Origin of the sequence: uncultured Enterovirga sp. (genome assembly GCF_964242715.1) — a bacterium.
Classification (GTDB): Bacteria; Pseudomonadota; Alphaproteobacteria; order Rhizobiales; family Beijerinckiaceae; genus Enterovirga.
Genome location: NZ_CAXTAZ010000050.1, coordinates 1 through 25,289, shown reverse-complemented (window position 1 = coordinate 25,289; position 25,289 = coordinate 1). Strand labels below are relative to the sequence as shown.

Below are 25,289 nucleotides of genomic sequence, written 5' to 3'. Positions count from 1 at the left end.
CTTAGCGTGAGCAAAACCGAGATTGCATTGGCGGCGATCAAGGAGGTTCCGCCAGATATATCCCTCCCGTTCTTCGTTGACACGGTTGATAAGTTCGCGAAGGCGTTCGCTTACCGTGTAAGGCAGCGCTCTCGGACAGGCGTACTTGCCGAGATACGGGGCCATTTCATCCACGAAGGCCGTCAAGGAGAAATCACGAGATCGGAGGGGGACATTGATGAAATCAAGCTAGCCAAATCAGAGGCGTCCTTTGTACTCAAGAACGAAGAGGTAGAAAGATTCACCACTAGGATGCGGATCGAGTAATAAGCGATCTCGCTGGCCAATTTGCATCATCGATCACGAAAACTTTGATCGCGACGCTCCACGAGACCACAACAAAAACTGGAAATGTCGTCAGTGGGAATGGCGCCCTTCTTAACAATGAACTAATGCTACAGGCGCTTGAGAAAGTGGAGCATGACTTTAATGAGGACGGTGAGGGCGGCTTGATGATGCTGGTTCATCCTGACATGATGAGTAGGATTGCGGTTCTAGAGCGAGAGTTTCAATCCTCCCCAGAGTTAAAGCGGCGTTACGACTCAATTATGAGTGCAAAGCGTGAGCAATATCGAACTCGTGAAATGGACAGAGGTTTGGCTGGATAGAGCTGGTGAGCGGGCCTACCAACCGGCTTTCGTGAGTGCCCTGGCTCACGAGGGCTATGAAATAATACATAATACTAGCCACAATTCCCTGGAGTTGGGCAAGGATGTGATCTGCCGCGATCAGTCGGGTGAATTAATCGCCTTCCAGCTCAAAGGTAACCCGAGTTCTCGGTTTACTATGAGTCAGTGGCATCAGATTTATCCGCAGATCCTGCAGCTTGTGACTGCCCCGATAAGAGGGCTGTTGAGTGGCGGTTGCCATCATCATACGCCTGTACTCGTCACCAATGGTGAAGTAGAAGAGGATGTACAATCAGCAATCTCTTCTTTCAACGCAGACTTCCTTCCACACTACCCTCATTCTCGAAAACTTGAGATATGGAACCGGGGCAAACTTGTAGCTTTATTTGCCAAGGTCTCTCGATCGGCTTGGCCGGTAAGCATTCAGACGCAGATCTCTGTAATGAAATCCGCCATTGGGGATGGGAGGGAGACGATCTCGGCGCAGACGCTCCAGGAAGTTTCTGAGCAGGTGTTCTTTCATGATTCGGAGCGCGCCCCTTCAACTCAGAAGTCTCTGGAGCGTGCATCCGCGTTTGCGACTTTGATTGGTGTCATCATCTCGCAGCACGTTCAGAGAGGAAATTTGTACGAGGCAATCCGCGCAAAATCTATCGGGATAGCTCTGGTAGCCGGGTATTTTGATCGGTTCGGCTTTAGTTCGCGTCGACACCTGCAACTGTTCCGGCTCATGAGGTCGGAGATAATCACCTTTGTTGAGAGCTTTTCGGTGAGCGTGGCGGAAAAGTATTCGGATCGGCCGATGGTGAACGATGATGTCACGGCCGAGTTTGCCGTCATGCACCCGCGACGAATGCTCGTGACCGCGATTCTTGCGATCATGCTGCTCGAACTGCGAAGAGTAGATCGCCCCCTACGGCCTGAACACTCAAAAGTGCTGGCTGCCGTTCGTCGAGATATAGATTATCCTTTTCTGCTTGGTGAGTTCATTGTGCCCTCTTTCTTGGCCGTTTTTTGGGCTAAGGAGCGCACCATGGGAACGATGAGACCAGACATAGAGTTGATATCCGTGCTTCGCGGCCTCGTGCTACTCTCCCGTAAAATGACCCTACATTCGCCCTATTTAGGAATAGAAGAGGTCGTGCCCGCTGCTAATCGAGAATTCATTGGAGAACTTCTGCATGACATCGATTTTGACAATCGGCGAAATATGTCGCAGTTTGCTTTCTCACTCGCCTGTATGCTTGCTAAACGCAACTGGAAGCAGACTGTAAAAAATGTCTGGCCCGAGCTAACCCGAATCGCAGTTCAGGAGACAAGGCTTCAGAGCGGCGTTGAATTCGGTTTTTCTAGATCTACGGCTGCATCGGAGAGCACATCTCTTCTCGCTACACCTCAATCGTGGGATGGGCTTCTAAGGATCGCAACCTTGGAGCGACAGCCATCCATTCCATCACTCCTTCAAGATGATCCGATCCTGGTTTTGCTAGTAACGTTATTTCTTCCATTTCGCTGCACCACTGATGTCGTACTGTGGCTCGATCGCAAACTTGCGTCGACTTGGTACTAGATCGCGCGATGAGCGCGGCGGGCGCTCACTCCTCCTTCTGCCCTACCCGGGTCAGCTTCTCCCGGCACAGCACCGAAGCCGCCCTTCCTAAGCGGCCAGTCGCCGCCAACGCGATTTTAGCAGCTTCTTGCCGGCCAGCGTGACCCGGAGGCGGTTCATCTCGGGCCGGTCTTGGGTGAGCGATTCCAGCGTATAGCTCTTGGTGCCGCGGCGGAAGCGGATGAAGTCGCCGGTGCCGACACCGACGATGCCGGCCGCGAAGGCCGCGCCACCCTCTCCCGAGGGGGAGAGGGTCGAGCGCACCGCAGGTGCGCCGGGGTGAGGGTGGGACCTGTCCGGCGGAGCCCGCACCGGAGTGTCACATCGGAACCGCCCTGCCCTCAGCCGGCTCGGGCTGCCGCCCGAGTCCGCCCTCTCCCACACGGGAGAGGGTTCGCTGGGGAAGCCGGGTGCCGCCGCGCCCACCCTCTCCCGAGTGGGAGAGGGTCGAGCGCACCGCAGGTGCGCCGGGGTGAGGGTCGGACGTGGACGGCGGAGCCCGCACCGAAGTGCCACATCGGAAACGCCCTGCCCTCACCCGGCTCGGGCTGGCGCCCGAGTCCGCCCTCTCCCAATCGGGAGAGGGTTCGCTGGGGACGCCGGGTGCCGCCGCGCCCTCCCTCTCCCGAATGGGAGAGGGTCGAGCGCACCGTAGGTGCGCCGGGGTGAGGGTCGGACGTGGACGGCGGAGCCCGCACCGGGATGCCACATCGGAGCCGCCCTGCCCTCACCCTGCCGGCGAAAGCCGGTATCGGGCTCCGCCCGAGTCCGCCCTCTTGCCGGCTTCGCCGGTCCCGCACGGGAGAAGGTTCGCTGGGGAAGCCGGGTGCCGCCGCGCCCACCCTCTCCCGAGTGGGAGAGGGTCGAGTCGCCGGAGGCGACCGGGGTGAGGGTCGGACGCTGCAAGTCTATCCCCAACGCCCTGCCCTCACCCGGCTCGGGCTGGCGCCCGAGTCCGCCCTCTCCCACCCGGGAGAGGGTTCGCGGTGGAGGCGTCGCGGCCACCCTCAAGCAGGAGAGGGTGGCGTCAGCGGCTTGCGAGCTGGAGGGCGTCGGCGATGCGGAGGAGGACGTCGTCCAGCCGAGTGCGGACTTCGTCGTTGCTGAAGCGGAGCATGGCGAAGCCTTGGGCCTCGATCTCGCGCGTGCGGATCGCGTCGTAGTCGCGTTGGGCAAGATGGCCAGTGCCGTCGAGTTCGACGACGAGCTTCGCGGCCATGCAGAGGAAGTCGACAATGTAGGGGCCGAGCGTCACCTGCCGGCGCCACTTGGAGCCGAGAAGGCGGCGGCCGCGGAGCTGGTGCCACAGCATCTCCTCGTCCGAGGTCTGCCGGGCCCGCAGGGTTCGGGCGAAGGGGCGGGGCTCCATGCTTCAAAGTTCGCACGACGGTGACGCGCGCGCACCCTCTCCCGTGTGGGAGAGGGTCGAGCGCACCGGCAGGTGCGCCGGGGTGAGGGTCGGACGTTTCCGCCTTATCCTGAACCGTCCGACCCTCACCCGGCTCGGGCCGCCGCCCGAGTCCGCCCTCTCCCACTCGGGAGAGGGTGCGCTGGGGAGCCGAGTGCCGCCGCGTCGAGGCCGACGCGGTGAAGACGAGCAACAAACTGTTCTGAGCCGCCAATCTGTAGGTGAGCACGGCGCCAGCGCCGGGCCCACCTTGCGAGGCATGTCGGCACCATGTCGCGTTATCGCCGTGCCGAAACCGAAAGCGGCACATGCCGCTCGGCAGCTCCCACCGTGACGTCGAGCGCGTCATCCCGACGGCGGATGGGGGGTGGTGACGGCATCGCGATCGATGGCCGAGTTGGCGAAGAGCCGCGTGGGCGCGGCGCTACGCCTTTGCCCACCCGGTTGCTGACGCACGGCGTCATGCCCGGCCATGTGCCGGGCATCCACGTCTTGCTCGCTCCGCTTCACCGCCTTGTCGTGGAGCGGCGTCAGTCCAACAGGTTCAGATTGCTGACGGCATCCTTGGTTGCTGGGCCGCTCGGCCCGTTCTCGAGCCGGCATTGGCCGGCCACGGAATTGCAGCCTCTCTGCGTATTGCCCCAGCGGAAATCCTCTGGATAGTTGAGCCAGCGGGCGCAATCGTCGGGGTTGATCCGCCCGCCGGGACCTGCGCATCGCCAGCTCCCGCCGAACTTCGAGATCGTCACCACGTTTTTCCAGGTGTCCCAGGCGCTTCCGCGGTCCATCTCGTCGATGAGCTTCCCCAAAACAGGGATCTCCTTGTAGACGTAGCGTCCCCGGCGCGGGTAGAGGCCGTGGGAGCCCTTCGCCGAGAACGCAACGAGGCGTCCCTCCTCGGTCATCAGGAGCGACGGCGACCCCCACGGCAAGATCAGATTGAAGTCGTGAGACGAGAAGCTCACCTTGACCGGAGTATAGCGCCAGCGGCCGTTCTCCGGTGTCTGGGAAAGCCGCACGGTGACGTGCTCCCAGTCCCCGACATGGTTGCCCCACATCGTGTCCAAAATCTCCTTCCCCCGGTTATAGGGGTAGAAGGTGAAATAGACGATGTCGGTGAATGTCTCGTTGCCCTCCTTCTTGCCGTCGACGATGAACGCATAGACCGGCACCGAAGCCTGGTCAGGTTTCTGCCCGAACGCGCCGTTCCAGTCCCAGGTGGAGGGCTCCGACAGTTCCTGCTTGGTCTGGTAGTGGTTCCCGTTCTTGGTTGCATATTGCTCGAAGAACGACACCGAGGAGGGAAACCATTCTTCGTTCGGATGCAGGTAGATGCGCGGCGCGAACGCCTCCGTGACTGTCCTGTGATCGAGGCCCAGGACGGACGGAGGCCTGAAACCGGCAGGCGGCGCGACGTTCTCGCCCCACCGCTCGCTCACGATAGTGTAATCGCCGACCTCGGGACTGTTATATTTCACCACCTTCTCGTTAGAATACTTCATATCCGGGCAGCTGCCACCGAACACCCCGTGGCCTTCCCAGTCATGGGTCACGGTCACCTGGGCCCCGTCGGTGATGTGCATGGTCCCATTCGTCGTGCCACCGCTGGTGGTCCACTTGGTCTTGACTGTACAGGCGGGACCGATCTCGCATGGGCCATTCTGCTCGGTGCAGGCGGACGCCCGGCACTGCTTTCCGATCAAGCTCACGCCGCCTTCCGGATAGAAGTACACGTTGCCCCTGCCCGGATCGGCCCTGAACGTCCAGGCCGTGTTAGAATTGTTGTAGATGTGCCGCTCGCAGGCGGCGTCGGCACTGGAGGTGCCGAGGACGAGCCCCGCCAGCAGCGCCGCCGCGATTGTCGCAAGACGGGATTGCAGGTCAGAACGCAGTTCAAGAACGGAGCGTTTTATTTCGCGCGACGCGATCATGCTCCCATCTGAGCGGATTGCTATAGCGACGGTGTCGTACATCGGCAGAACCCTCAGGGCACTCCGACATTGAAATATAAGGGATGGTTGAAATCAACTAGAATCTCAACCGACCGTTGCACGCCGGCTGTGGGGCCTACCGCGCTCCGCTGGTTTGCCAAGACCGAGACCGGACCGACGATTGGACCTGGGAGCGTGATCCGGAGGCCTGCGCCGTGGTCGCCTTCTGCCGGGGGAAAGGTCCCGACGGGTGAGCCGGCCGCTCAGGCCGGCATGCGGTGCAGCGCGCAGAGCTTGTTGCCGTCCGGGTCGCGCAGATAGGCGAGGTAGATCGGCCCGCCAGAACCCTGGCGCGGGCCGGGCGGGTCCTCGATGGCGGTGCCGCCATGTGCCGTGCCGGCCTCGTGCCAGGCTTGCGCCTGGTCCGGCCCGTCGACCGAAAACCCGATCGTGCCGCCATTGGCGTGGCAGGCCGGGGCACCGTCGATCGGGGGCGACACCATGAAGGCCGCGCCCTTGTGCACGTAGGAGAGGCGGCCCTTGGGATCGATCCGGCCCGGCTTGCCGCCGATGGCGGCGAAGAGGGCGTCGTAGAAGCGTTTCGATCGCTCGATGTCGTTCGTCCCGACCATGACGTGGCTGAACATGGTTCCTCCCATTGGATCGGCACGGAGGACGGTCATTGCGCCGACCCTGGCCGAACACTGCCCTCGTGCCGCGAAGCGGGCCCGACGGCAAGCGGGTCCGCGGAGGCCGGCCTAATCGGCCGTGCGGAAGATGAACGGCGCCGAGCGGCGGTGGATGCGGCTGCGTCGGATGCCGCGATGGCGGACGACATGCCGACGGTAGCGGTGCGCGGGCTTCACGTGTTGATACCGGACGGCGGAGCGGCGATAGCCCGGCGCCGGCACCGTGCGGCGCTCCGGCAGGCGGGACAGGTCGTAGGCCGCGACCGGAACCGCGCCGGAGGACCGGGCGGCGACGGGGCAATTCCAGGCGTCCGGGTCGTGGCAGGGCAGCCAGCGCGGCTCGAGCGCCCACCAGGGCCGGCGGACATGCGGGACGACATGGACGTGGCGGTAGGAGCGGTGGCGATGAACGCGCCGCACCCGGTACCCGGTACCGTCGGCATAGGCGACGGGCGCCCGAGCTGCGATCGCAGCCGGGCCGGAGGGCTCGGCCGCCGCCGCTCCGGCCGACGCGAGGCCCAACAGCCCCGCCAGGATCACAAGTCTCAGCCTCACCTTGGACCTCCGTCGCTCCCGTCGCGATCCGCATCGCATCCGCGGCGACGCGCGTCCAGACTCGCTCCGGGGGCCGCCGTTGACCACGGGCCCGATCATGACGCCCAGCCAAGCTGAACATGACAAGTCGGAAAGGTTCCGAACCATCTGTCAGGCCGCGACGTTGGTGACCCACGACGTCACTTGATTGGAGTTGTTCCGTGAAGAAATTGTTGACTGCCGCAGCCGCGGCCGTCGTCCTCGGCGGGGCCTTGGTGTCGGCACCCTCGGCTCAGGCGCAAGGATACAAGGGAGGCTACGGCCCCGGCCATGTCGGGCGATTTGGCGTCACCCGGGGCTATGTCGGTCGCGGCGGCGGCTACGGCTATCGCGGGGGCGGCGGCTACGGCAATCGCGGCGGCGGCTACGGCTACCGCGGCGGCGGCTATGGCTATCGTGGTGGCGGGTACGGCTATCGCGGCGGCTACGGCTACCGACGCAGCGGCTATGCGGGTCCGGCCATCGCGGCCGGCATCGCCGGTCTCGCCTTCGGCGCGATCGCCGCGCAGAGCTACCAGCACGCGCCCGGCTACGGCTATTACGGCCGCCCGGCCTATGGCTACGGCTATTACGGCTACTGAGCGAACGACCCCGCTCGAACGAACGGCCGCCCCTCGGGGCGGCCGTTTTCATGTCTGGGCGGCGGACGGACAGGTCCGCCGTCCGCCGTGCATCGAAGTCCCCCCTCCCCGTCCGGGGAGAGGAAGCAGATCAGCCGCGGCCGCCGAAACCGGCAGCGTCGGAGGTGACGATCGGCTCGACCCGGCCGGCACGTCCGCCGTACCAGCCCGCAAGCGCGCCGAGGAGGAGGCCGAAGAAGGCGAACAATGCGCCGCGTGAGACCGCCTTCGCAGTCGCGTCCGCCGCTTCGGCTGCACGCCGCTTGGCCGTCTCGACCGCCTGCCGGTATTGCTGCTCGTACTGGCCGATGCGGGTACGGGCCTCTTCGACGGGCACGTTCTGGGCCCGGGCGAGCGCCTGGGCGGCCCGCTCGCGAGCTTCCGTCTGGCCAGCGGCATCGCCGGTGAGGAGGCTGCGCACCGCGCCGATGGCCGAGTCGCGAAGCGCCGCCGGATCGTTGCCGCCGCCGGCCTCACGCATCTGGCCTTCGATCGCGCCGAAGGGGTCCGCGACGTTGCCGAGCGCGGGAGCCACCGTCTGGGCAGCGGTCGCCGCGGTGCGGCCGAGCCCGCCGACGATACCCGACACGGCGCCGAGCGCGCCGCCTGCGAGCGAGCCGATCGCTGTTGTGAGGAGATACATGACGACAAGCGTCGAGGCCGCCCAAGCGGTCAGCCCATGCAGGGCCGCCGTGGTCTCGACAGGCTTGCCCGAGGCCCGGCCGGCCACGTAGCCGCCGACGCCAGCCGCGAAGATGCCGGACGCGATCCACCAGAGACCGGCCGCGATCGAGAAGGTCTTGGCCGACGGGCTGTCACCGGCGAGCGGGTCGAGCGTCGCCATGCCGACCCCGACCGCCAGCATGTTCAGGAGGAGCTGCGTGACCAGAGCCGTCGCGGCACCCGCCAGCACGGCGCTCCACGAGATTCGGTTCAGCATGACGGTCCGGGCGTCCTCGGCCGGCGTCACCGCTGTCAGATGAGGGAGGTTGTCGCCGCCCCTCGGGTTCGTCGTAACACTGGCCATAAAAGATCCTCCGCGCTCGCCATCCGAGCCGCGATGCGCGAGGAACCCTTCGCCGCAGGCAAAGTTCCGGCTGTTAACATACCGTCGGCCCGGTTCCGGGCCGCAATCGAGGTCGCGACGCTGGTCTGCCGGCGAGACGGAACTCGCCTGCCCAACGAAAAAGAGCCGCCCGAAACCGGAGTTTCGAAGCGGCCCAAGTCAAGGGAGGAAACGCCCAAGGAGGGCATGCAGCATCAGGGCCGGAGCCCCGTTGCTGCGATGCACAATCTAGGTCAGCCTTGCTGACCCGGCAAGCTCAAAGGCCGGGCAGGACTGCCGATCTTTTCCTCGCAGCGCAGGGCGGCGGCTCAGGCCGACGCGTCGAGGAACAGCCGGTAGGCCGGGTTCTCGGTCTCGTCGGCATAGGGATAGCCCAGCGCCTGGAGCGCTTCCCGAAAGGCCGCGCGCTCCGGCTCCGGGACCTGGATGCCGGCCAGCACGCGCCCGTAATCGGCGCCGTGGTTGCGGTAGTGGAACAGGGTGATGTTCCACTCCGGACGCAGGCTTTCGAGGAAGCGGAGCAGCGCGCCCGGCCGTTCCGGGAACTGGAAGCGGCAGACGATCTCGTCCCGGAGGTCGCCCGCCCGGCCGCCGACCATGTAGCGCGCGTGGAGCTTCGCCATCTCGTTGTCGCTCATGTCGACGACGGGATAATCGGCCCCGGCGAGCGCCTGGAGGATCTGCGCCTTCTCGTCCGGGTGTTTCAGCGCGACGCCGACGAAGATATGCGCGTCGCGCGGCGCCCCCTCCCCGCGCGGCTCGGCATAGCGGTAGTTGAACTCGGTCACCGAGCGGTTGCCGAGGAGTTGGATGAAGCGCCGGTAGGAGCCCGGCCGCTCCGGGATGGTCACGGCGAGCAGGGCCTCGCGGCCCTCGCCGACCTCCGCCCGTTCGGCGATGTGCCGGAGCCGGTCGAAATTGAGGTTCGCGCCGGAATTGATCGCGACGAGCGCCCCCGTCCGCACGGGATGGCGGGCGGCATAGAGCTTCAGGCCCGCGACCGCGACCGCGCCGGCCGGTTCCGAGATGGCGCGGGTGTCGTCGAAGACGTCCTTCACGGCCGCGCAGATCGCGTCCGTGTCGACGGTCACGACCTCGGGATCGAGGAGGTCGCGGCAGAGCCGGAAAGTCTCCGCCCCGACCTGCCGGACGGCGACGCCGTCGGCGAACAGCCCGACCTGGTTCAGGACCACGCGCTCGCCCGCGGCCAGCGCCGCCTGCATGGAGGCGGCCTCGGCCGGCTCGACGCCGATGACCTTGGTCTCCGGCCGGAGGAAGCGCACGATCGCCGCGATCCCGGCCGCCAGGCCCCCTCCCCCGACGGGGACGAAGATGGCCTCGATCGGCTCCGAATGCTGGCGCAGGATCTCGAGCCCGACCGTGCCCTGGCCGGCGATCACCTCAGGGTCGTCGAAGGGGTGGATGAAGGTGGCGCCGCTCTCCCGTTCGAGCCGGCGCGCCTCGGCATTGGCCTCGTCGAAGGCGTCGCCGTGCAGCACGACATGGCCGCCGCGCGCCCGCACGGCCTCGACCTTGATCGCGGGCGTCGTCGTCGGCATCACGATCGTCGCCTTCACGCCGCGCCGCGCCGCCGCGAGCGCCACGCCCTGGGCGTGGTTGCCGGCGGAGGCGCAGATCACGCCGCGCGCCAGCGCCTCGGGCGGGAGCCCGGCAATCTTGTTGTAGGCCCCGCGGATCTTGAAGGAGAAGACCGGCTGCAGGTCCTCGCGCTTCAGGAGCACGGAGGCGCCGAGGCGCGCGGAGAGCCGCGGCATCGGGTCGAGCGGGCTCTCGATCGCGACGTCGTAGACGCGCGCGGTGAGGATCTTGCGGACGGTTTCCTGCATGGCCGGGCTTGTGCGGCATGGGCCGGTGCACGGCAAGGCGTAGGGTCCCGGGTCGGCGAGACGGATCGCCGGCGCCGCTTGACGGAGGCGGCGCGAGCGGGGAAGCCCGCGAGGCAACCGGACCGGACCCGTGCCAGACCCGATCGAAATCTTCGTCGACGCCGATGCCTGCCCGGTCAAGGACGAGGTCTATCGCGTGGCCGGCCGCCACGGGCTGAAGACCTGGATCGTGGCGAACAGCTTCATCAACGTGCCGCGCGACCCGCTCATCGAACGCGTCCTCGTCGGCTCGGGCTTCGATGCCGCCGACGACTGGATCGCGGAGCGGGCCCGGCGTGGCGCCGTCGTCGTCACGACCGACGTGCCGCTCGCGCATCGCTGCGTCACCGCCGGGGCGGACGCGATCGCGCCGAACGGCAAGGCCTTCACCCAGGCCTCGATCGGCATGGCGCTCGCCACCCGCGACCTGATGCAGGACCTGCGCGAGGCCGGCGCCGTCTCGGGCGGGCCCCGGCCCTTCTCGCCGCGCGACCGGTCGGCCTTCTTGTCGGCGCTCGACCTCGCCATCGTGCGCCTGAAGCGGGCCGGGTTCGGAGCGTGAGCTAGGCTCGCCGGCCCGGTGCGCGAACCCGATCCGGGGTCACCCGGACGTCACGAGCGCGACATAGTCCTCGCCTGCCAACGGAAAGGACCAGCCATGCGGACGCCTCTCATCTTCTGCATCGCTGCCTTCGCGGCGCTCGCTCCTGCCCCGGCCGCGACCGCCGCGGACCTCGCCGCGACCCCGGCCCAGATCGGGCCGCGGCCCTTCTACCTCGTCGACAGCATGAAGCCCGGCCCGGCCCGGGACCGGCTCGCCGCCTGCGGCCCCGACCGGCCCTACACGGCCAGAAACTTCTCGATCTCGCACCGGGGTGCGCCGCTGCAATTCCCGGAGCACACCCGGGAGGGGATCCTGGCCGCGGCCCGGATGGGCGCGGGGATCATCGAATGCGACGTCGCCTTCACGAAGGATCGCGAGCTCGTCTGCCGCCACGCGCAATGCGACCTGCACACGACGACCGACATCCTGGCCCGGCCGGCGCTCGCCGCGAAATGCTCCGTCCCGTTCACGCCGGCCGATCCCGCGACCGGCCGCAAGGCCTCGGCGAAATGCTGCACGAGCGACCTCACGCTGGCCGAGTTCAAGTCCCTGAACGGCAAGATGGACGCCTCGGAACCCGCCGCGACCAGCGTCGAGGCCTACATGAACGCCACGGCCCGCTGGCGCACCGACCTCTACGCGACCACCGGCACGCTCATGTCGCACAAGGAGTACATCGCGCTCGTCAAATCGCTCGGCCGCAAGTTCACGCCGGAGCTGAAGGCGCCCGAGGTCGCGATGCCCTTCGAGGGCGGCTACACGCAGGACCACTACGCCCAGCAGGTGATCGACGAGTACCGGGCGGCCGGCGTGCCGGCCTCCGACGTCTTCCCGCAGAGTTTCCAGCTCCGCGACGTCCTCTACTGGCTCGAGAAGGAGCCCGCCTTCGGGAGCCAAGCGGTCTATCTCGACGGCCGCGACGAGACCGACAAGAGCTTCGACCCCGGCAAGCCCGAGACCTGGAAGCCCGGCATGGCGGAACTCGCCCAACAGGGCGTCCGCATCCTCGCCCCGCCGCTCTGGATGCTGGTGCGGGCGGGCGAGGACGGCACCATCCGGCCGTCCCGCTACGCCGAGGAGGCGAAGCGGGCCGGGCTCGGCCTCCTCGCCTGGTCGCTCGAACGCTCGGGCCCGCTGAAGAGCGGCGGCGGCTATTATTACCAGTCCATCAAGACGATCACCGACCGGGACGGGGACACGCTCTCGCTCCTCGACGTGCTCCACCGCGACATCGGCGTGAGCGGCGTCTTCTCGGACTGGCCGGCCACGACGACCTTCTACGCCAATTGCGTCGGGGCGCCCTGACGCGCCGCCCCTCGCGCGACGTCACCCGATCCGCGGCGTCCCGACGGCCGGCCGGTCCGCGCCGGCCTCGGCCGCCCTCCGACTACTGGCTCGCCGCCGCCGCACCCGGCCATGCGCATCCGGCATGTCGCGCGGGCGCGAAAACCCCCGCTGTCGCGCCCAGCGCAGGACCGTGCCGCGGCTGACCCGGACACGCGCCGCGATGAACGACGTCGGCAGCTCCGTCGTCCGATACAGCTCCATCGCCCTCGCCACGACCGCATCCGGGTAGGCCTGCCGGCTCCGGCCGCCCGCGGCGGCCGCTCCGCCCGCGGCGGCCGCTCCGCCCGCGGCGGCGACCGAGGCCGAGCGCCGCTCGGCCACTTCGCGCCGGCTGCCAGGCCGCGCCGGAGGCCGCGTCCAACCGCGACGCGTCATCCAGCCCCACACGGTCGACGGGCAAACGCCGGCCCGGGCCGCGATCCGCGCCAGCGGCCAGTCCGACCCGGTCACGAGGTCGCGCGCCGTCCCGACCGCGTCGCCACCGCAGGCCCGCGGAAATCGCCGCGCGCGGTAGAAGTGCGGCCCGGCCCTGCCGGGCGGTTTCGGCCGTCGCCAGCCGTAGCGCTTCTGCCAGCGATACAGGGTCCAGCGGGCGACCCCGAGTTCGAGCGCAATCCGCTCCAGGCCGACCCGCGTCCCCTCGATCCGAACCCGCGCCGCCTCCCGCACCTCAGGGCCGTAGCCGTTGGGGCGACGCGGTCGGCTCCCGGAGGCCGATCGGACACTCCCTCGCTCGTCATCCTGAGGAGCCCGCGCAGCGGGCGTCTCGAAGGACGCAGCACGGTTGTGGCCAGGCAGGTCTCGAGACGATCCCACCCCATCCCCGCTCATCCCGCCGAAAGCCGGGACCCAGCCGCGCCCTGGACCCCAGCCGGCGAAGGCCGGTATTTCGCCGGGGTGAGCGGAGGCAAGCGCAGCGCCCGCCCGCCGCCAGCCGAACCGCCGCGCCCACCGGCCGACCGTGTCCACGCCCAGCCCGGCCCGCACCGCCACCTCGCCATAGGGCAGCCCCGCCTCGACGAGCGCCCGCACGCCCGCGACGACGTCGGCCGGATACGGCCGCCCGCGCCCGGTCGGGCTGCGGATCGGGAGGGGTGAAGAGTCAGGATAGCCAGGATCACGAGTCTTCGGAATCACGCATAGAGAATATCTTCCTGTACTACGAATGTCAATCCAATGACCTCGCGACTCGAACGCATCGAATTTTCTGCCTGTGGTACCTACGACGAGACGGTCCCGCCCTCCGACCGTCGGGCGCGCGGCCGCCCTGGCGGAGGAGGACGGACAGCGAAGCCCTCCGAGACTTGCTTGTGCGGCTCTCCCAGCGCTGGGGCTACGGGCACTGCTACGAGGCCAAGCGCCGGGACCTGAGCGACGAGAGCTGTCACCGCGAGAAGTTGTTAGCTCGGACGGTTCAACGGGTTGCGCCAGGAATAGCTCCTGCTACCGTCACCAACTACAACGAGCAAACATCCTGGGGAGGAACGGTGGCCGAGCAGCGTATCGTAGATCTCGATGACCTTCTCTTGGACCATCAGAACCCAAGGCTTGGCAGTGTTGATAGCCAGCCTGAGGCGTTGCGCGAACTGGTCCAAATGAACGCACGCTACTTCGCGGAGATGATGGAGAGCATCAAGGAGAATGGGCTTGATCCAGGCAACCTGTTTTTCTTGATCGACGAGGCAGACCAGACCGGCGTCGAAGGTTATACGGTCGTAGATGGAAATCGTCGCTTTGCCGCCTTAGCTGTGCTGCGGGAGCCGGCTCTGCTCGTAGGCGCAGACCTCCCTGAGTCAACTGTTCGCAACCTTCGCTCAATCGCGGACGGGTTCGATCGCGACAAAGTGGGAGAGTCGAGGCTCTCAATTTTGTTTTCAAGCCGTGCCGAGGCCGACGATTGGATCACGCGCCGTCATGGCCGCGACCGCGGGGGCGAGGGACAGGTTTTCTGGGGGCCGCTCGAAATTCAGCGGTTTACGGGAGACCGAAGTCTGCTCGATATCCTCGATTTCGTGGATCGCTCTGGCACGTACGAGGCGGCTGATTGGGGAAAGGTCAGAGCGAAGATCAGCAAGCGGTCATCGGTTCTGCGCCGCTTTATCGAATCAAAGGCGGGTATCTCGGCGTTAGGCCTGGGAGAGGAAGAGTACGATGGCGGCAAGAGGCCGACCTCTACGCGTGAACCAGCGTATCTGGCCGGCGTGCTAAAGAAGCTCTTCGATGACATAAACGAAGGGCGGGTCACGACACGCACTCACAACAAGGCCGATGATCTGCAAGCCTATTTCGATAAACTCGAACCTCAAGAGCTAAGGCCAGCGAACGCAAAAAGTGCTCGCATCGCGAAGTCTTTTCATGATTTGAGTCTTCGCCAACCATCGACGCCGAAATCACCATCTAGCAATCCGAAGTCGGCCACAACTCAGCCTGTTAAGATCCGAGACACGTTAGCTCCAGCGCGACAGCCTTTTCAGCAACCAACCAGTGAAAAGGGGAAACAGTTTGTACGGGAGGCAGTTAAAACCAAGCTGAAGAGCAACCCATTGAGCGCCGCGTTCCTGTTGCGCGGCTTCATCCAACACGTTGTGGATTTGTACATGCGATCAAATGGCTTACCGTTGAGAGAGGGTGGGAAGGCACTTGATCTCAGCGTGCGATCGGATCGGGTTATAGACCACCTGATCCAGAACGGAAAGGCGACTGCTTCGAGTCTAAACGGGATACGGCGCCGCCTCGGAGAGCCAGCCCGTAAAGGAGCTTGGTCGATTGCAGCTCTTAACGACTATCACCATGATGAATATCAAGTTCCGACACCGGACGTTCTCCGCTCCGGCTGGGACGACGCTGACGCTCTATTTGTTGCTGTTCTGGGACGAGCGGTCTAGTGCGTGACCGTTCAACACCACGGTCGCCGCTGTCGGGCCGATTTTCCCCGCTTCGCTATCCCGGAGGTAAGGGCAAACTCGCTCGCTTCGTCGCTGAAATCGTCAGGCAAAACAGGTTGTACGACGGCTTCTACGTTGAGCCTTACGCCGGCGGAGGAGCAGTTGCCTGGGAACTTCTTATTACTGGCATGGTACGCCGTGTTCATGTGAATGACCTGAGCCGTCCCATCTACGCGTTCTGGCGCAGCGTCCTTGACCATACTGACGAATTGGCACGTCTTATTAACGACACTGCTCTTGATATTGACACTTGGAAGAAAATGAAACGGACGTTTTCTACGCCCGACGAACACGATGATCTTTCGCTTGGGTTTGCTACATTCTACCTGAACAGAACTAACAGATCCGGGATACTAAATGGGGGGCCGATCGGAGGGCATTTGCAAGAGGGAGCCTGGGGCATCGACGCCCGATACAATCGCGCTGAACTAATCGTCCGCGTCGAGCGGATCGCAAAGCTACGCAAGCGCATCACCCTGACAAACATTGATGCAGTTACGCTTCTTAATGAACGCCGCAGATGGCCGAAGCGGACCCTGATATACTTGGATCCGCCCTATTTTACGAAGGGCCGAGATCTATATTATGACTACTACGATCAGGCCTCACACGCGAAAGTCGCTGAAGCCGTGCGAAGGATGGAAGGCGCACAGTGGATTGTTTCCTATGACGATGTGGGGCCAATACATGCGCTGTATGATCAGGAAACTTGGCTGCAGTATCGCATCGGCTACTCTGCCCGGAACCGGCTTCAAGGTCGGGAGGCAATGTTTTTCAGTTCAGGGCTGCAAGTCCCAGCAACTCAGGGCTCAATGATCGAGATCGATCGGTGCTGCCTACGAGTAGAGCCCACCTATCATGCTCCCAGACTAGTGCAGGTTGAAACTGACCCGACAAGGGCCTGCGCTGGGGTGTGACACGGTCGGAGTGGCGACGGCATCACGCGCGTCCTCTCACTCCGAATGGCAATCTGCGCGGAGCCCTTCGATCGACAAGGGTCGTCCCAGAGCGGGCGAATTGACCAAAGAAGTCAGGTTCCCAGCTGAAGCCGGGGATTCCGGCCTCAGCTGAAACAACTCAGGAATGATACTCGGCGATTGCAGTCGACATGGCCTTCAGTGCCTTAGCCGGATCGCTCTTCATCATTTCTGTTACGATATGCTCAAAGTCTTCAGGGTTGATATTTACCTTGATTTGCGTGCGTCCGCCGCCTTTTGAGGCGATAATGAAGTTTGCCGACACACCTAGCTTGCTGCCACTGACACTAATCTTACTCGTGCCAGGGCTCCAATAAGCTGCAGTTACTCCGGCTCTTAATACGTTTGACTTGCTTAGACTTGCCATGCGCTTACTCCTTGCAGTCCGTCGCGTAAGATCAGTTCCGCGAGGTCGACAAAGGTGGGGACGGCCCTAGGCGAGTTCAAGCCCCTTTGGCAGTCGCTTATTTCACCTGACTCAGTCCGAGATTGGCTACGCGCCGACCGGGTCTGCGCCGTCATCACCGAGGCGTGAAGCGTACCACGGGCGCCTGCTCCGACAAGCCGTCGTTCTCGAGCGCAGCTCTCCGGCCGACCTCGGCGTCAAATCACCCCGCCCCCTCCCCCGCCTGATACGTCTTGATGTCCGCGAAGCGGATCGCCGGGTAGCGCTCCTCCTCGTAGCGGAGGCCGTAGGCGGAGGGGGCGAGGAAGACCGGGGCGCCGTCGAGGTCGAGGGCCATGGCGGAGCCGTTCTTGTCCATGAAAGTGTCCACGGCGCCGCGCTCGTCGGACATGATCCAGCGGGCGAGCGTGAAGCGGGACGGCTCGTAATCGATCGGGATGCCGTACTCGATCTTGAGGCGCTCTCGGAGGACGTCGAGCTGCAGCGCGCCGACGACGCCGACGATGGCGGGCGAGCCGTCCTGGGGCAGGAAGAGCTGGACCACGCCCTCCTCGGCCATCTGCTGCAGGGCCTCGCGCAGCTTCTTGGCCTTCATCGGGTCCGAGAGCTTGATCCGGCGCAGGATCTCGGGGGCGAAGGACGGGACGCCGTTGAAGGCGAGCTGCTCGCCCTCGGTCAGCGTGTCGCCGATGCGGAGCGTGCCGTGATTCGGGATGCCGACGACGTCGCCGGCAAAGGCCTCGTCGGCGATGGAGCGGTCCTGGGCGAAGAAGAATTGCGGCGCGGTGAGCGAGATCGGCTTGCCCGTGCGGACGAGTTTCGCCTTCATGCCGCGCTGGAGGCGGCCCGAACAGACCCGCATGAAGGCGATGCGGTCGCGGTGATTCGGGTCCATGTTCGCCTGGATCTTGAAGACGAAGCCGGTCATGCCGTCCTCGTCGGATTCGACGCGGCGCTTGTCGGCCTGCTGGCCCTGCGGCGGGGGGGCGATGTCGGCGAGCGCGTCGATGAGGTCGCGGACGCCAAAATTCTTCAACGCCGAGCCGAAGAAGATCGGCGTGAGGTGGCCCTCGCGGAAGCTCGCGATGTCGAAGGGCTTGCAGCCGCTCTCGGCGAGCATGACCTCCTCGAGCCAGGCCTCGCGCTCATGGGCGGGGAGGAGACCGACGGCGCCCTCGTCCTCGGGGCCCGAGACCGCGACCGGCTCGGCATCGGCATCGAGGCGGCGCACGAGCTTGCGGCGGAGGTCGTAGGTGCCGGCGAAGTTCGGGCCGCGGCCGATCGGCCAGGTCACGGGGGCCGTGTCGAGGGCCAGCATCTTCTCGATCTCGTCCAGGAGATCGAAGGGGTCGCGGGTCTCGCGGTCCATCTTGTTGATGAAGGTGACGATCGGGATGTCGCGCAGCCGGCACACCTCGAACAGTTTTCGCGTGCGGGCCTCGATGCCGCGGGCGGCGTCGATGACCATGACGGCGGAATCGACCGCGGTCAGGGTGCGATAGGTGTCCTCCGAGAAGTCCTCGTGGCCGGGCGTGTCGAGGAGGTTGAAGACGCAGTTTCCGTATTCGAAGGTCATAACGGAGGTGACGACGGAGATGCCGCGCTCCTTCTCGATATTCATCCAGTCGGAGCGGGTCGAGACGCGGTTGCGCTTCGCCTTGACCTCGCCGGCGAGCTGGATCGCGCCGCCGAAGAGCAGGAGCTTCTCGGTCAGCGTGGTCTTACCGGCATCGGGGTGCGAGATGATCGCGAAGGTGCGCCGCCGGCTGACCGGGGCGGTGGTGGTGGTCGTCATGGTGGCGATGGGGTCTCAGCCGCCGCAGGGAGCGGCGAAATGTCCACAGGTTATCAGAACGTCAGGCCTTTGTGCGCCGCACCGCCCCGTCCATATTGCCCGTCCCTGCAGCTTGCGAAAGGAGGTGATCCAGTGAAACATCGTGATCAGCCGTCGAGGATGACTCCCGTGACCTGGAACGTGGCCTCGGTCGAGGTGGCCTCCTAAGATCCGGTCCCGCCGAGAGGCGTCGCCGTCACGGATCGTCCCCTCGCGGACGACGATGGAAGGGCCGCCCTCGGGGCGGCCCTTTGCGTGTCGGGTGTTGGCATTCAGCGGTCGGTCAGGGTCGAGGTCAGTCGGCGTCGCGGCCGTCCCGGTAGCCACCGCCGCGATACCGGTCGGAATCGCGAGAGTAGCTGCGCTCTCCGGCGCGCTCGCCGCCCCGGTCGCTTCTCCGCTCCGGCATCGCTGCCGTGGGCGCCGGTGCTGCCGGAAGCTTCTCAAGCAATTGGGTCACGATCTCGCCGCAGGCCTTGGTCGTCTCGCCCGGAGCGCATCGCACCAAGACCGAAATGTCGTCGCGCTGGATCCTGATCTCGGCGCCGCGGACCATCCGATGATCGTCGCGGGCCGGACCTGGAGGAGCAGGGGGCGGCGGAGTGCCTGGCGCGGGCTGCGCGGCGGCGACGCCGGCCACGAGCGACAACAAGGCCGCGGTCAATATGGGTCTCACAGGGAGCCTCCGGATCACGCCACGGCGAAGATCGCGCGGCTCTGCCGAACAACAGGCGCCGGATGGTCCGGTTCCGGCCGGGCTACCGGGCCGGGATTCCCTTCTCCCGGCGCCGATCCACCGAAGACGGGATACGAAGCGACTCACGGTATTTCGCGACAGTGCGCCGTGCGATGTCGATCCCCTCGCCTTTCAGCTTTTTCACGAGCGCGTCGTCCGACAGGACGTCGCCCGTCCGCTCTCCGTCAACGAGCTGCCGGATCCGATGCCGCACCGCTTCGGAGGAATGCGCCTCGCCACCCGAGGAGGCCGGGATGGATGCGGTGAAGAAGTACTTCATCTCGAGCGTGCCGCGCGCCGTGCCGATCGCCTTGTTGGAGGTGACCCGCGACACGGTGGATTCGTGCATGCCGATCGCATCCGCGATCGTCTTCAGGTTCAGCGGGCGCAGATGCGCAACGCCGTAGGCGAAGAAGCCGTCCTGCTGGCGCACGATCTCGGTCGCGACCTTAAGGATCGTCTTCGAGCGCTGTTCGAGGGACCGCGTCAGCCAATTCGCGCTTTGCAGGCACTCGCTGATGAAGGTCTTGTCCGCGTCCGACCGCGCATCCCTCGCGACCCGCGCATGATAATTCTGATTGACGAGGACGCGGGGCAGCGTGTCGGGATTCAGCTCCACGAGCCAGCTTCCATCCGGGGCAGCCCGGACGAAGACGTCCGGCACGAGGATCAGGACCGGCGAGCTGTCGAAAGCCCGGCCCGGCTTCGGGTCGAGCTCGCGCAACTCGGCCAGCATCTCGGCAAGGTCCTCGTCGTCGACGCCGCAGATTCGCTTCAAGGTGGCGAGGTCGCGTCGGGCCACGAGGTCGAGCCGCGAGAGCAAGGCCTGCATGGCCGGATCGAACCGGTCCCTCTCGCGCAGCTGAATTTCGAGACATTCGGCCAGGCCGCGCGCCGCGACGCCGGTCGGCGAGAAGGTCTGCACCAGGCGGAGCACGTGCTCGACCCGCGACACCTCGGCGCCGAGCCGCTCGGCGATCGTTTCGCAGCTCTCGGTCAAATAGCCGGCTTGGTCGACGGAATCGACGATGTGAAGCCCTATCATCTTCTCGTCGGGGCGGCGGATCACAAGGTCGAGCTGCGCCCGCAGATGCTCGTGCAGCGTCGCCTCGGTCGTGAGCTGGGCGGTGGCGTCGAGATCGCCGCCGTCGAAACCGCCCGGACCCGAGGACTGCCAGGAGGGCATGGAGAGCGAGAGGCCCTCGCTCTCGCCTTTCGGTTCCGGCGCGTGGCTGTCGTCGGAGAAGACATTGTCGAGATGGCGAGGCTCGGCCGACGCTTCGATTTCGCCCGCCCGCAGGTCCAACTCTCGCCCCGCGAGCTCGAAACCATCGCCACGGTCCGTCTGGCCAATGTCACCCTCGACCGGGTCGGACCGGCTTTCGACGGCATTCTCGAGCAGCGGATTACGCTCGAGTTCCGCCTCCACGTAGCTGACGAGATCGAGATGCGACAGCTGAAGAAGCTTGATCGCCTGCAGCAGCTGTGGCGTCATCACCAGGGCTTGGCCCTGGCGCATCTCCAGTCGCTGTAGCACCCCCATACCGAACCCTAGGCACGCTTTTTGCTTGTCAAAGACGTCTTAATTCGAACAGTCCGACCCGTCAAAGCTTTTGTGCAGCGCACAGAAACGCGCTCGCCTCAAGCTGCCGCTGATAAAACGCCTTGCGCTCTCCGGGAGCCCCGTCTAGCCCGACCAGGCGAGGGGATGAAGCGCGTGACTTATGAAAACATCGTTGTCGACATTCGCGACCGCGTCGCCCTCGTCACTCTGAACCGGCCGAAGGCCCTGAACGCGCTGAACGCCGCCCTGCTTGCGGAACTCGACGGGGCCTTGTCCAGCTTCGACCGCGATCCGGCCATCGGCTGCGTGGTCCTGACCGGATCGGAGAAGGCCTTCGCGGCAGGCGCCGACATCCGGGAGATGTCGGGGCTCGGCTTCCCGGCCGTCTATTCCGACGACCTCTTCGCGGTCGGCGACCGGATCGCCCGGCACCGGCTTCCCGTCATCGCGGCGGTCGCGGGTTTCGCGCTCGGGGGTGGGTGCGAACTCGCGATGATGTGCGACATCATTCTCGCGGCCGACAATGCCAAATTCGGTCAGCCCGAGATCAAGCTCGGCGTGATCCCAGGTATCGGCGGGACTCAGCGCCTGGCCCGGGCCATCGGAAAGGCCAAGGCGATGGACCTCTGCCTCACCGGTCGAATGATGGACGCGGCGGAGGCCGAGCGTTCCGGACTGGTGTCGCGAGTCGTGCCGGCCGCGGATCTGATGCGGGAAGCGCTGGCCGCAGCCGAGACGATCGCGTCCATGTCGCGGCCGGTCGCGATGATGACCAAGGAAGCCGTGGACCGCGCTGACGAGACGAATTTGGCCGAAGGCGTCCGGTTCGAACGCCGTGTCTTCCATGCCCTGTTCGCCACCGCAGACCAGGCGGAAGGCATGGCGGCCTTTCTGGAAAAGCGCCCCCCGGAGTTTCGCCACGCATGACCTCACACGTGTCTCTCGAGGGTTCCCAGGCGGCTCCCGACCTGCCGACCTTCGCCGATATCGAGGCCGCGGCCCGGCGCATCGACGGCGTGGCCCATCGCACGCCTGTCGTGACGTCGCGGACCGCCGACAAGCTGACCGGCGGCACCCTCTTCTTCAAATGCGAGAATCTGCAGCGTGCCGGCGCCTTTAAGTTCCGGGGCGCCCTGAACGCGATCGCCGCCCTGTCGCCGGCCAGCAAGAAGGCCGGCGTGGTCGCGTTCTCGTCCGGCAACCACGCCCAGGCGATCGCCTATGCCGGCATGCTGCTCGACGTCCCGACCACGATCGTGATGCCGAGCGACGCGCCCGCCATGAAGGTCGCGGCGACCCGCGGCTACGGGGCCGAGGTCGTCTTCTACGACCGGTACAGCGAAGACCGGGAGGCGATCGGCAGACGCATCGCGGACGAGGGCGGCCGCAGCGTGGTGCCGCCCTTCGACCATCCCGACGTCATCGCGGGCCAGGGCACGGCGGCGCTGGAACTGATTCAGGAGGTCGGGCCGCTCGACATGCTGCTCGTCTGCCTCGGCGGCGGCGGCCTGCTCTCCGGCTCCGCGCTTGCGGCTGCCGAAGTCTCGCCCGGGTGCCGCGTCATCGGGGTCGAGCCGAAAGCGGGCGATGACGGCCGGCGTTCGATGGCGGAGGACCGAATCGTCAAGATCCCGGTGCCCGTCTCGATCGCGGACGGCGCACTTACCCAAGCCCTTGGTCAGATCACCTTCGAGATCATTCGAAGGGATGTGGCCGAGATCGTGACGGTGTCGGATGCCATGCTGGTCGACACGATGCGGTTCTTCGTCGAGCGCCTGAAGCTCGTCGTCGAGCCAACCGGCTGCCTTGCGGCGGCGGCAGCCTTGCAGGGCGTTGTGCCAGTCATCGGGAAGCGGGTGGGCGTGATCCTGTCCGGCGGCAATATCGACCCGGGCACCCTGGCGAGCCTGCTTACACCCGCACGGGCCTGACGGTCTCTGCCCGGAACGACGGAGAAACATCGCACCGCATAGCCTCGGCGTTGACGCTGCGCGGGGAAGCGGTCTACAAGGCCCGCCTCGCGAGCCCATGCGCTTCGGCCATGGGCTTTCGTCTTTTCATCAGCTCAGATCGTGCGAACGCGCCTTGGCGCGCCAGCGATCACATCACGAGGACAGCCTGTGGCCAACACCACGTCGGCCAAGAAGATGGCCCGCAAGATCGTCCGGCGCACCGAGGTGAACAAGTCGCGCCGGTCCCGCATGCGTTCCTTCATCCGGAAGGTCGAAGAGGCCATCGCGGGCGGCGACCATGGCACCGCCTCCGCGGCCCTTCGCGCCGCAGAGCCGGTACTCATGCGAGCAGCCCAGCGTGGCATCCTGCACGGCAACACCGCCTCCCGGAAGGTGTCGCGTCTGGCCATGAGGGTCTCGGCCCTGCAGACCTGAGCCGACACGGCATTCTGTCTCGACGAAGCCCGGCCACGTGCCGGGCTTTTTGATTCCTGGCTGCTTGTTGGTCGCCTCGTGACGCCGAAGACACGCGGTTCGCGCTTCGTTCGGCTTGACGGTCTGCATTCCTTGCTTCCGGCCGAAAGCTGTGTGAGCGAAGCCTCTCCGCTCAGTTATAGCTATGGGAATTCAAAGGCTTACGGTGCAAAGAGTCCGGACGGGCGGGACCGGGCAGAGCGATCGCAAGTTCGGGCCGGACAACCTGAATTTATTTTCGGGTCCGAAATCGGCTGCAAGCGGCTTCTCGAATCCGAGACTCCCCAGCACGTTACAGCTTCGTAGGGCGGCGGAACCGGTCATCGTGCATGACCGATTCGTGACGCCTGAGGGCTCCTCGATGTTGCGCCAGGACCATCGGGGGTATAGCTTTCCCTAGCCTTGATGGGGCGGTTTCAAGGCTAATCAAATCTAGTTGACGGCGGCCGCGCTGGCTTGGAAGGTTTGGCGATGGGTGCTCCGTGCGGTGACAAGAGGTCGCTTGCAACAGGGCAAACCTTTCCCGAGCAAGCCACCGGGCGACATCTGCTGTGGAAGCAGAGGCGTGCCGACTTGATTTGATCGTCGGCGTTCTCCTCCCGGTACCGAGTGTCGAACGTCCCCGGATCTAGGTCCGGGGCGCGTGGCTGGTTTTTGCCGAAAAGCGGAGGTTCGAAAGATGATGACGCTGGGCGGCGGATGGCGAGCGACTGGGACCAGCCAGGCAGTGGCGCAGGAGAAGCGGGAGACCAGCGTGTCGGATGGGGCATGGATCCGGGTGAAGCGGCGCCTGCGGGCGGAACTTGGCGAGGACGTCTTCTCGAGCTGGCTCGCGCGCCTCGAACTCGACGGCATCCGGGATGACGGCAACGCGATCCTGAGCGTGCCGACCCGGTTCCTGAAGAGCTGGATCGAAGCCCATTATCTCGACCGCGTCCTCAGCACCTTCAAGAGCGAGCAGCCAACCGTCGCCGGCGTGTCCGTCGTCGTTCGCGGCGCCTTCCGCGACCCGACCGGATGCGGGCGCACGGCGCCCAGCCAGCCCGCCAACCAGGATAGCGCCAAGACCTCAGGTCCGGTCATTGCCCTCGTTCGCGACGAGCCAGTCTCCGCGGCCCCCACGGGCCTCAGGGAGGAGCGTTCCGGAGGTGACCTCGTCGGTGCGCCGCTCGATACGCGCCTGACCTTCGAGACCTTCGTCGTCGGCCGCTCGAACGCGCTCGCCCAGGCCGCGGCCGAGCGCATCGCGCGGAACGACAGCGCGTCCGCGATCTATAACCCGCTCTACATCCAGGCCGGCGTCGGGCTCGGCAAGACGCATCTCCTGCACGCGGCCGGAAACCAGGCCCGGCTCAGCGGGCGCCGCGTGATCTACCTGACCGCGGACAGGTTCATGTACGGCTTCGTCGCTTCACTGAAGGCGCAAACGTCGCACGCCTTCAAGGAGAAGCTGCGCGGCATCGATCTTCTCGTGATCGATGACGTCCAGTTCATCCAGGGCAAGACCATCCAGCAGGAATTCGGCCACACGCTGAATTCGCTGATCGATGCGGGCCGGCAGGTCATCGTTGCCGCGGACCGGCCGCCGGCCGAGCTCGAGAGCCTCGACGAGCGCGTGCGGTCCCGTCTCGCCGGCGGCCTCGTCGTCGAGATCGCGGCCCTGGACGAGGGACTGCGGGCCGGGATCCTGAACCAGCGGCTCGCCGCCGTGCAGGCGGCTCATCCGGGCTTCGAGGTCGGGCCGGCCGTGGTCGAATATGTGGCCCATTCCATCGCCACCAACGGTCGCGACCTCGAAGGAGCCGTGAACCGCCTTCTTGCGCATGCAACCCTGACCGGCACGGCGGTGACCCTCGAGACGGCCGAGATCGCCATCCGGGATCTCGTTCGCTGCCGCGAACCGCGTCGCGTGAAGATCGAGGATATCCAGAAGCTGGTGGCCTCGCGCTACAACGTGTCCCGCTCCGACATCCTGTCCG

At 65.6% G+C, this 25,289-nt stretch carries 23 protein-coding genes; 11 read left to right on the top strand and 12 right to left on the bottom strand.

Annotated features, from left to right (window positions below; translation table 11 throughout):
* Positions 1–6: 6 nt before the first annotated feature.
* Together ACFE87_RS20015 and ACFE87_RS20010 are read left to right on the top strand one after the other, a co-directional pair.
* Positions 7–306, top strand: coding sequence for a hypothetical protein (locus ACFE87_RS20015; RefSeq protein WP_375461421.1), 300 nt, complete (start codon positions 7–9; stop codon positions 304–306).
* A 294-nt stretch (positions 307–600) separates the two neighbouring features.
* Positions 601–2,238, top strand: a complete 1,638-nt coding sequence (locus ACFE87_RS20010) for a hypothetical protein (RefSeq protein WP_375461420.1) — start codon at positions 601–603, stop codon at positions 2,236–2,238.
* An 87-nt stretch (positions 2,239–2,325) separates the two neighbouring features.
* Here ACFE87_RS20010 and ACFE87_RS20005 read toward each other — a convergent pair whose 3' ends face one another.
* The 5 genes from ACFE87_RS20005 to ACFE87_RS19985 form a co-directional block, all read right to left on the bottom strand.
* Positions 2,326–2,541 (bottom strand): hypothetical protein, encoded by a 216-nt coding sequence (locus ACFE87_RS20005; protein WP_375461419.1) that lies wholly within the window; start codon positions 2,539–2,541, stop codon positions 2,326–2,328.
* 763 nt (positions 2,542–3,304) lie between these two features.
* The gene (locus ACFE87_RS20000; protein ID WP_375461418.1) at positions 3,305–3,646 is read right to left on the bottom strand and encodes an endonuclease domain-containing protein; all 342 of its coding nucleotides are present in this window, start codon (positions 3,644–3,646) and stop codon (positions 3,305–3,307) included.
* A 569-nt stretch (positions 3,647–4,215) separates the two neighbouring features.
* Complete coding sequence (locus ACFE87_RS19995; protein ID WP_375461417.1) at positions 4,216–5,658, bottom strand: Vps62-related protein; 1,443 nt, start codon at positions 5,656–5,658, stop codon at positions 4,216–4,218.
* A 221-nt stretch (positions 5,659–5,879) separates the two neighbouring features.
* Complete coding sequence (locus ACFE87_RS19990; RefSeq protein ID WP_375461416.1) at positions 5,880–6,263, bottom strand: VOC family protein; 384 nt, start codon at positions 6,261–6,263, stop codon at positions 5,880–5,882.
* 111 nt (positions 6,264–6,374) lie between these two features.
* Entirely contained in the window at positions 6,375–6,860 is a 486-nt protein-coding gene (locus tag ACFE87_RS19985) for a hypothetical protein (protein ID WP_375461415.1), read from the bottom strand.
* A 200-nt stretch (positions 6,861–7,060) separates the two neighbouring features.
* Between ACFE87_RS19985 and ACFE87_RS19980 the strand changes: the two genes are divergently transcribed.
* Positions 7,061–7,480, top strand: a complete 420-nt coding sequence (locus ACFE87_RS19980) for a hypothetical protein (RefSeq protein WP_375461414.1) — start codon at positions 7,061–7,063, stop codon at positions 7,478–7,480.
* Between the two features lie 130 nt (positions 7,481–7,610).
* On the opposite strand, the gene ACFE87_RS19975 is transcribed toward ACFE87_RS19980, so the two are convergent.
* Both ACFE87_RS19975 and ilvA read right to left on the bottom strand, forming a co-directional pair.
* Positions 7,611–8,546 (bottom strand): PhnA-like protein, encoded by a 936-nt coding sequence (locus tag ACFE87_RS19975; protein ID WP_375461413.1) that lies wholly within the window; start codon positions 8,544–8,546, stop codon positions 7,611–7,613.
* 347 nt (positions 8,547–8,893) lie between these two features.
* A complete protein-coding gene (gene ilvA, locus ACFE87_RS19970; RefSeq protein ID WP_375461412.1) occupies positions 8,894–10,432 on the bottom strand; it encodes a threonine ammonia-lyase, biosynthetic in 1,539 nt (512 codons plus the stop codon).
* Positions 10,433–10,562: 130 nt separating this feature from the next.
* On the opposite strand from ilvA, the gene ACFE87_RS19965 reads away from it, so the two are divergent.
* Complete coding sequence (locus tag ACFE87_RS19965; RefSeq protein ID WP_375461411.1) at positions 10,563–11,033, top strand: YaiI/YqxD family protein; 471 nt, start codon at positions 10,563–10,565, stop codon at positions 11,031–11,033.
* Positions 11,034–11,129: 96 nt separating this feature from the next.
* Entirely contained in the window at positions 11,130–12,380 is a 1,251-nt protein-coding gene (locus tag ACFE87_RS19960; protein WP_375461410.1) for a glycerophosphodiester phosphodiesterase family protein, read from the top strand.
* A 21-nt stretch (positions 12,381–12,401) separates the two neighbouring features.
* Here the strand turns inward: ACFE87_RS19960 and ACFE87_RS19955 are convergent, their stop codons facing one another.
* The gene (locus ACFE87_RS19955; protein WP_375461409.1) at positions 12,402–13,559 is read right to left on the bottom strand and encodes a hypothetical protein; all 1,158 of its coding nucleotides are present in this window, start codon (positions 13,557–13,559) and stop codon (positions 12,402–12,404) included.
* A gap of 167 nt (positions 13,560–13,726) precedes the next feature.
* Here ACFE87_RS19955 and ACFE87_RS19950 point away from each other — a divergent pair, with 167 nt between their 5' ends.
* On the top strand, positions 13,727–15,307 hold the full coding sequence (locus ACFE87_RS19950; RefSeq protein ID WP_375461408.1) for a hypothetical protein: 1,581 nt from the start codon (positions 13,727–13,729) through the stop codon (positions 15,305–15,307).
* Positions 15,307–16,284 (top strand): DNA adenine methylase, encoded by a 978-nt coding sequence (locus ACFE87_RS19945; RefSeq protein ID WP_375461407.1) that lies wholly within the window; start codon positions 15,307–15,309, stop codon positions 16,282–16,284. Before ACFE87_RS19950 ends, ACFE87_RS19945 begins: the two co-directional genes overlap by 1 nt.
* A gap of 160 nt (positions 16,285–16,444) precedes the next feature.
* Here the strand turns inward: ACFE87_RS19945 and ACFE87_RS19940 are convergent, their stop codons facing one another.
* The 4 genes from ACFE87_RS19940 to rpoN all read right to left on the bottom strand — a co-directional run bounded on the left by ACFE87_RS19940 (position 16,445) and on the right by rpoN (position 20,863).
* A complete protein-coding gene (locus ACFE87_RS19940; protein WP_375461406.1) occupies positions 16,445–16,711 on the bottom strand; it encodes a hypothetical protein in 267 nt (88 codons plus the stop codon).
* Positions 16,712–16,952: 241 nt separating this feature from the next.
* Positions 16,953–18,545, bottom strand: a complete 1,593-nt coding sequence (locus ACFE87_RS19935) for a peptide chain release factor 3 (protein ID WP_375461405.1) — start codon at positions 18,543–18,545, stop codon at positions 16,953–16,955.
* Positions 18,546–18,879: 334 nt separating this feature from the next.
* Positions 18,880–19,260, bottom strand: a complete 381-nt coding sequence (locus ACFE87_RS19930) for a hypothetical protein (protein WP_375461404.1) — start codon at positions 19,258–19,260, stop codon at positions 18,880–18,882.
* A gap of 82 nt (positions 19,261–19,342) precedes the next feature.
* Positions 19,343–20,863, bottom strand: coding sequence for an RNA polymerase factor sigma-54 (gene rpoN, locus ACFE87_RS19925; RefSeq protein ID WP_375461403.1), 1,521 nt, complete (start codon positions 20,861–20,863; stop codon positions 19,343–19,345).
* Between the two features lie 174 nt (positions 20,864–21,037).
* Here rpoN and ACFE87_RS19920 point away from each other — a divergent pair, with 174 nt between their 5' ends.
* The 4 genes from ACFE87_RS19920 to dnaA all read left to right on the top strand — a co-directional run.
* Positions 21,038–21,811: an enoyl-CoA hydratase gene (locus ACFE87_RS19920; protein WP_375461430.1), complete on the top strand. Its 774-nt coding sequence runs from the start codon at positions 21,038–21,040 to the stop codon at positions 21,809–21,811.
* Positions 21,808–22,815 carry a threo-3-hydroxy-L-aspartate ammonia-lyase gene (locus tag ACFE87_RS19915; protein ID WP_375461402.1) on the top strand — a complete coding sequence of 336 codons (1,008 nt, stop codon included), beginning with the start codon at positions 21,808–21,810 and terminating at the stop codon, positions 22,813–22,815. Before ACFE87_RS19920 ends, ACFE87_RS19915 begins: the two co-directional genes overlap by 4 nt.
* Positions 22,816–23,004: 189 nt before the next feature.
* On the top strand, positions 23,005–23,271 hold the full coding sequence (gene rpsT / locus ACFE87_RS19910) for a 30S ribosomal protein S20 (protein ID WP_375461401.1): 267 nt from the start codon (positions 23,005–23,007) through the stop codon (positions 23,269–23,271).
* A 718-nt stretch (positions 23,272–23,989) separates the two neighbouring features.
* The coding region (gene dnaA / locus ACFE87_RS19905; protein WP_375461400.1) for a chromosomal replication initiator protein DnaA at positions 23,990–25,289 on the top strand (1,300 nt) is incomplete at its 3' end.

What these genes read in the sequence shown, in the direction of transcription:
- ACFE87_RS20000 (WP_375461418.1), bottom strand. Translation starts at nt 3,646, where the DNA reads ATGGAGCCCCGCCCCTTCGCCCGAACCCTGCGGGCCCGGCAGACCTCG.
- ACFE87_RS19995 (WP_375461417.1), bottom strand. Translation starts at nt 5,658, where the DNA reads ATGTACGACACCGTCGCTATAGCAATCCGCTCAGATGGGAGCATGATC.
- ACFE87_RS19990 (WP_375461416.1), bottom strand. Translation starts at nt 6,263, where the DNA reads ATGTTCAGCCACGTCATGGTCGGGACGAACGACATCGAGCGATCGAAA.
- ACFE87_RS19975 (WP_375461413.1), bottom strand. Translation starts at nt 8,546, where the DNA reads ATGGCCAGTGTTACGACGAACCCGAGGGGCGGCGACAACCTCCCTCAT.
- ilvA (WP_375461412.1), bottom strand. Translation starts at nt 10,432, where the DNA reads ATGCAGGAAACCGTCCGCAAGATCCTCACCGCGCGCGTCTACGACGTC.
- ACFE87_RS19960 (WP_375461410.1), top strand. Translation starts at nt 11,130, where the DNA reads ATGCGGACGCCTCTCATCTTCTGCATCGCTGCCTTCGCGGCGCTCGCT.
- ACFE87_RS19940 (WP_375461406.1), bottom strand. Translation starts at nt 16,711, where the DNA reads ATGGCAAGTCTAAGCAAGTCAAACGTATTAAGAGCCGGAGTAACTGCA.
- ACFE87_RS19935 (WP_375461405.1), bottom strand. Translation starts at nt 18,545, where the DNA reads ATGACGACCACCACCACCGCCCCGGTCAGCCGGCGGCGCACCTTCGCG.
- rpoN (WP_375461403.1), bottom strand. Translation starts at nt 20,863, where the DNA reads ATGGGGGTGCTACAGCGACTGGAGATGCGCCAGGGCCAAGCCCTGGTG.
- ACFE87_RS19915 (WP_375461402.1), top strand. Translation starts at nt 21,808, where the DNA reads ATGACCTCACACGTGTCTCTCGAGGGTTCCCAGGCGGCTCCCGACCTG.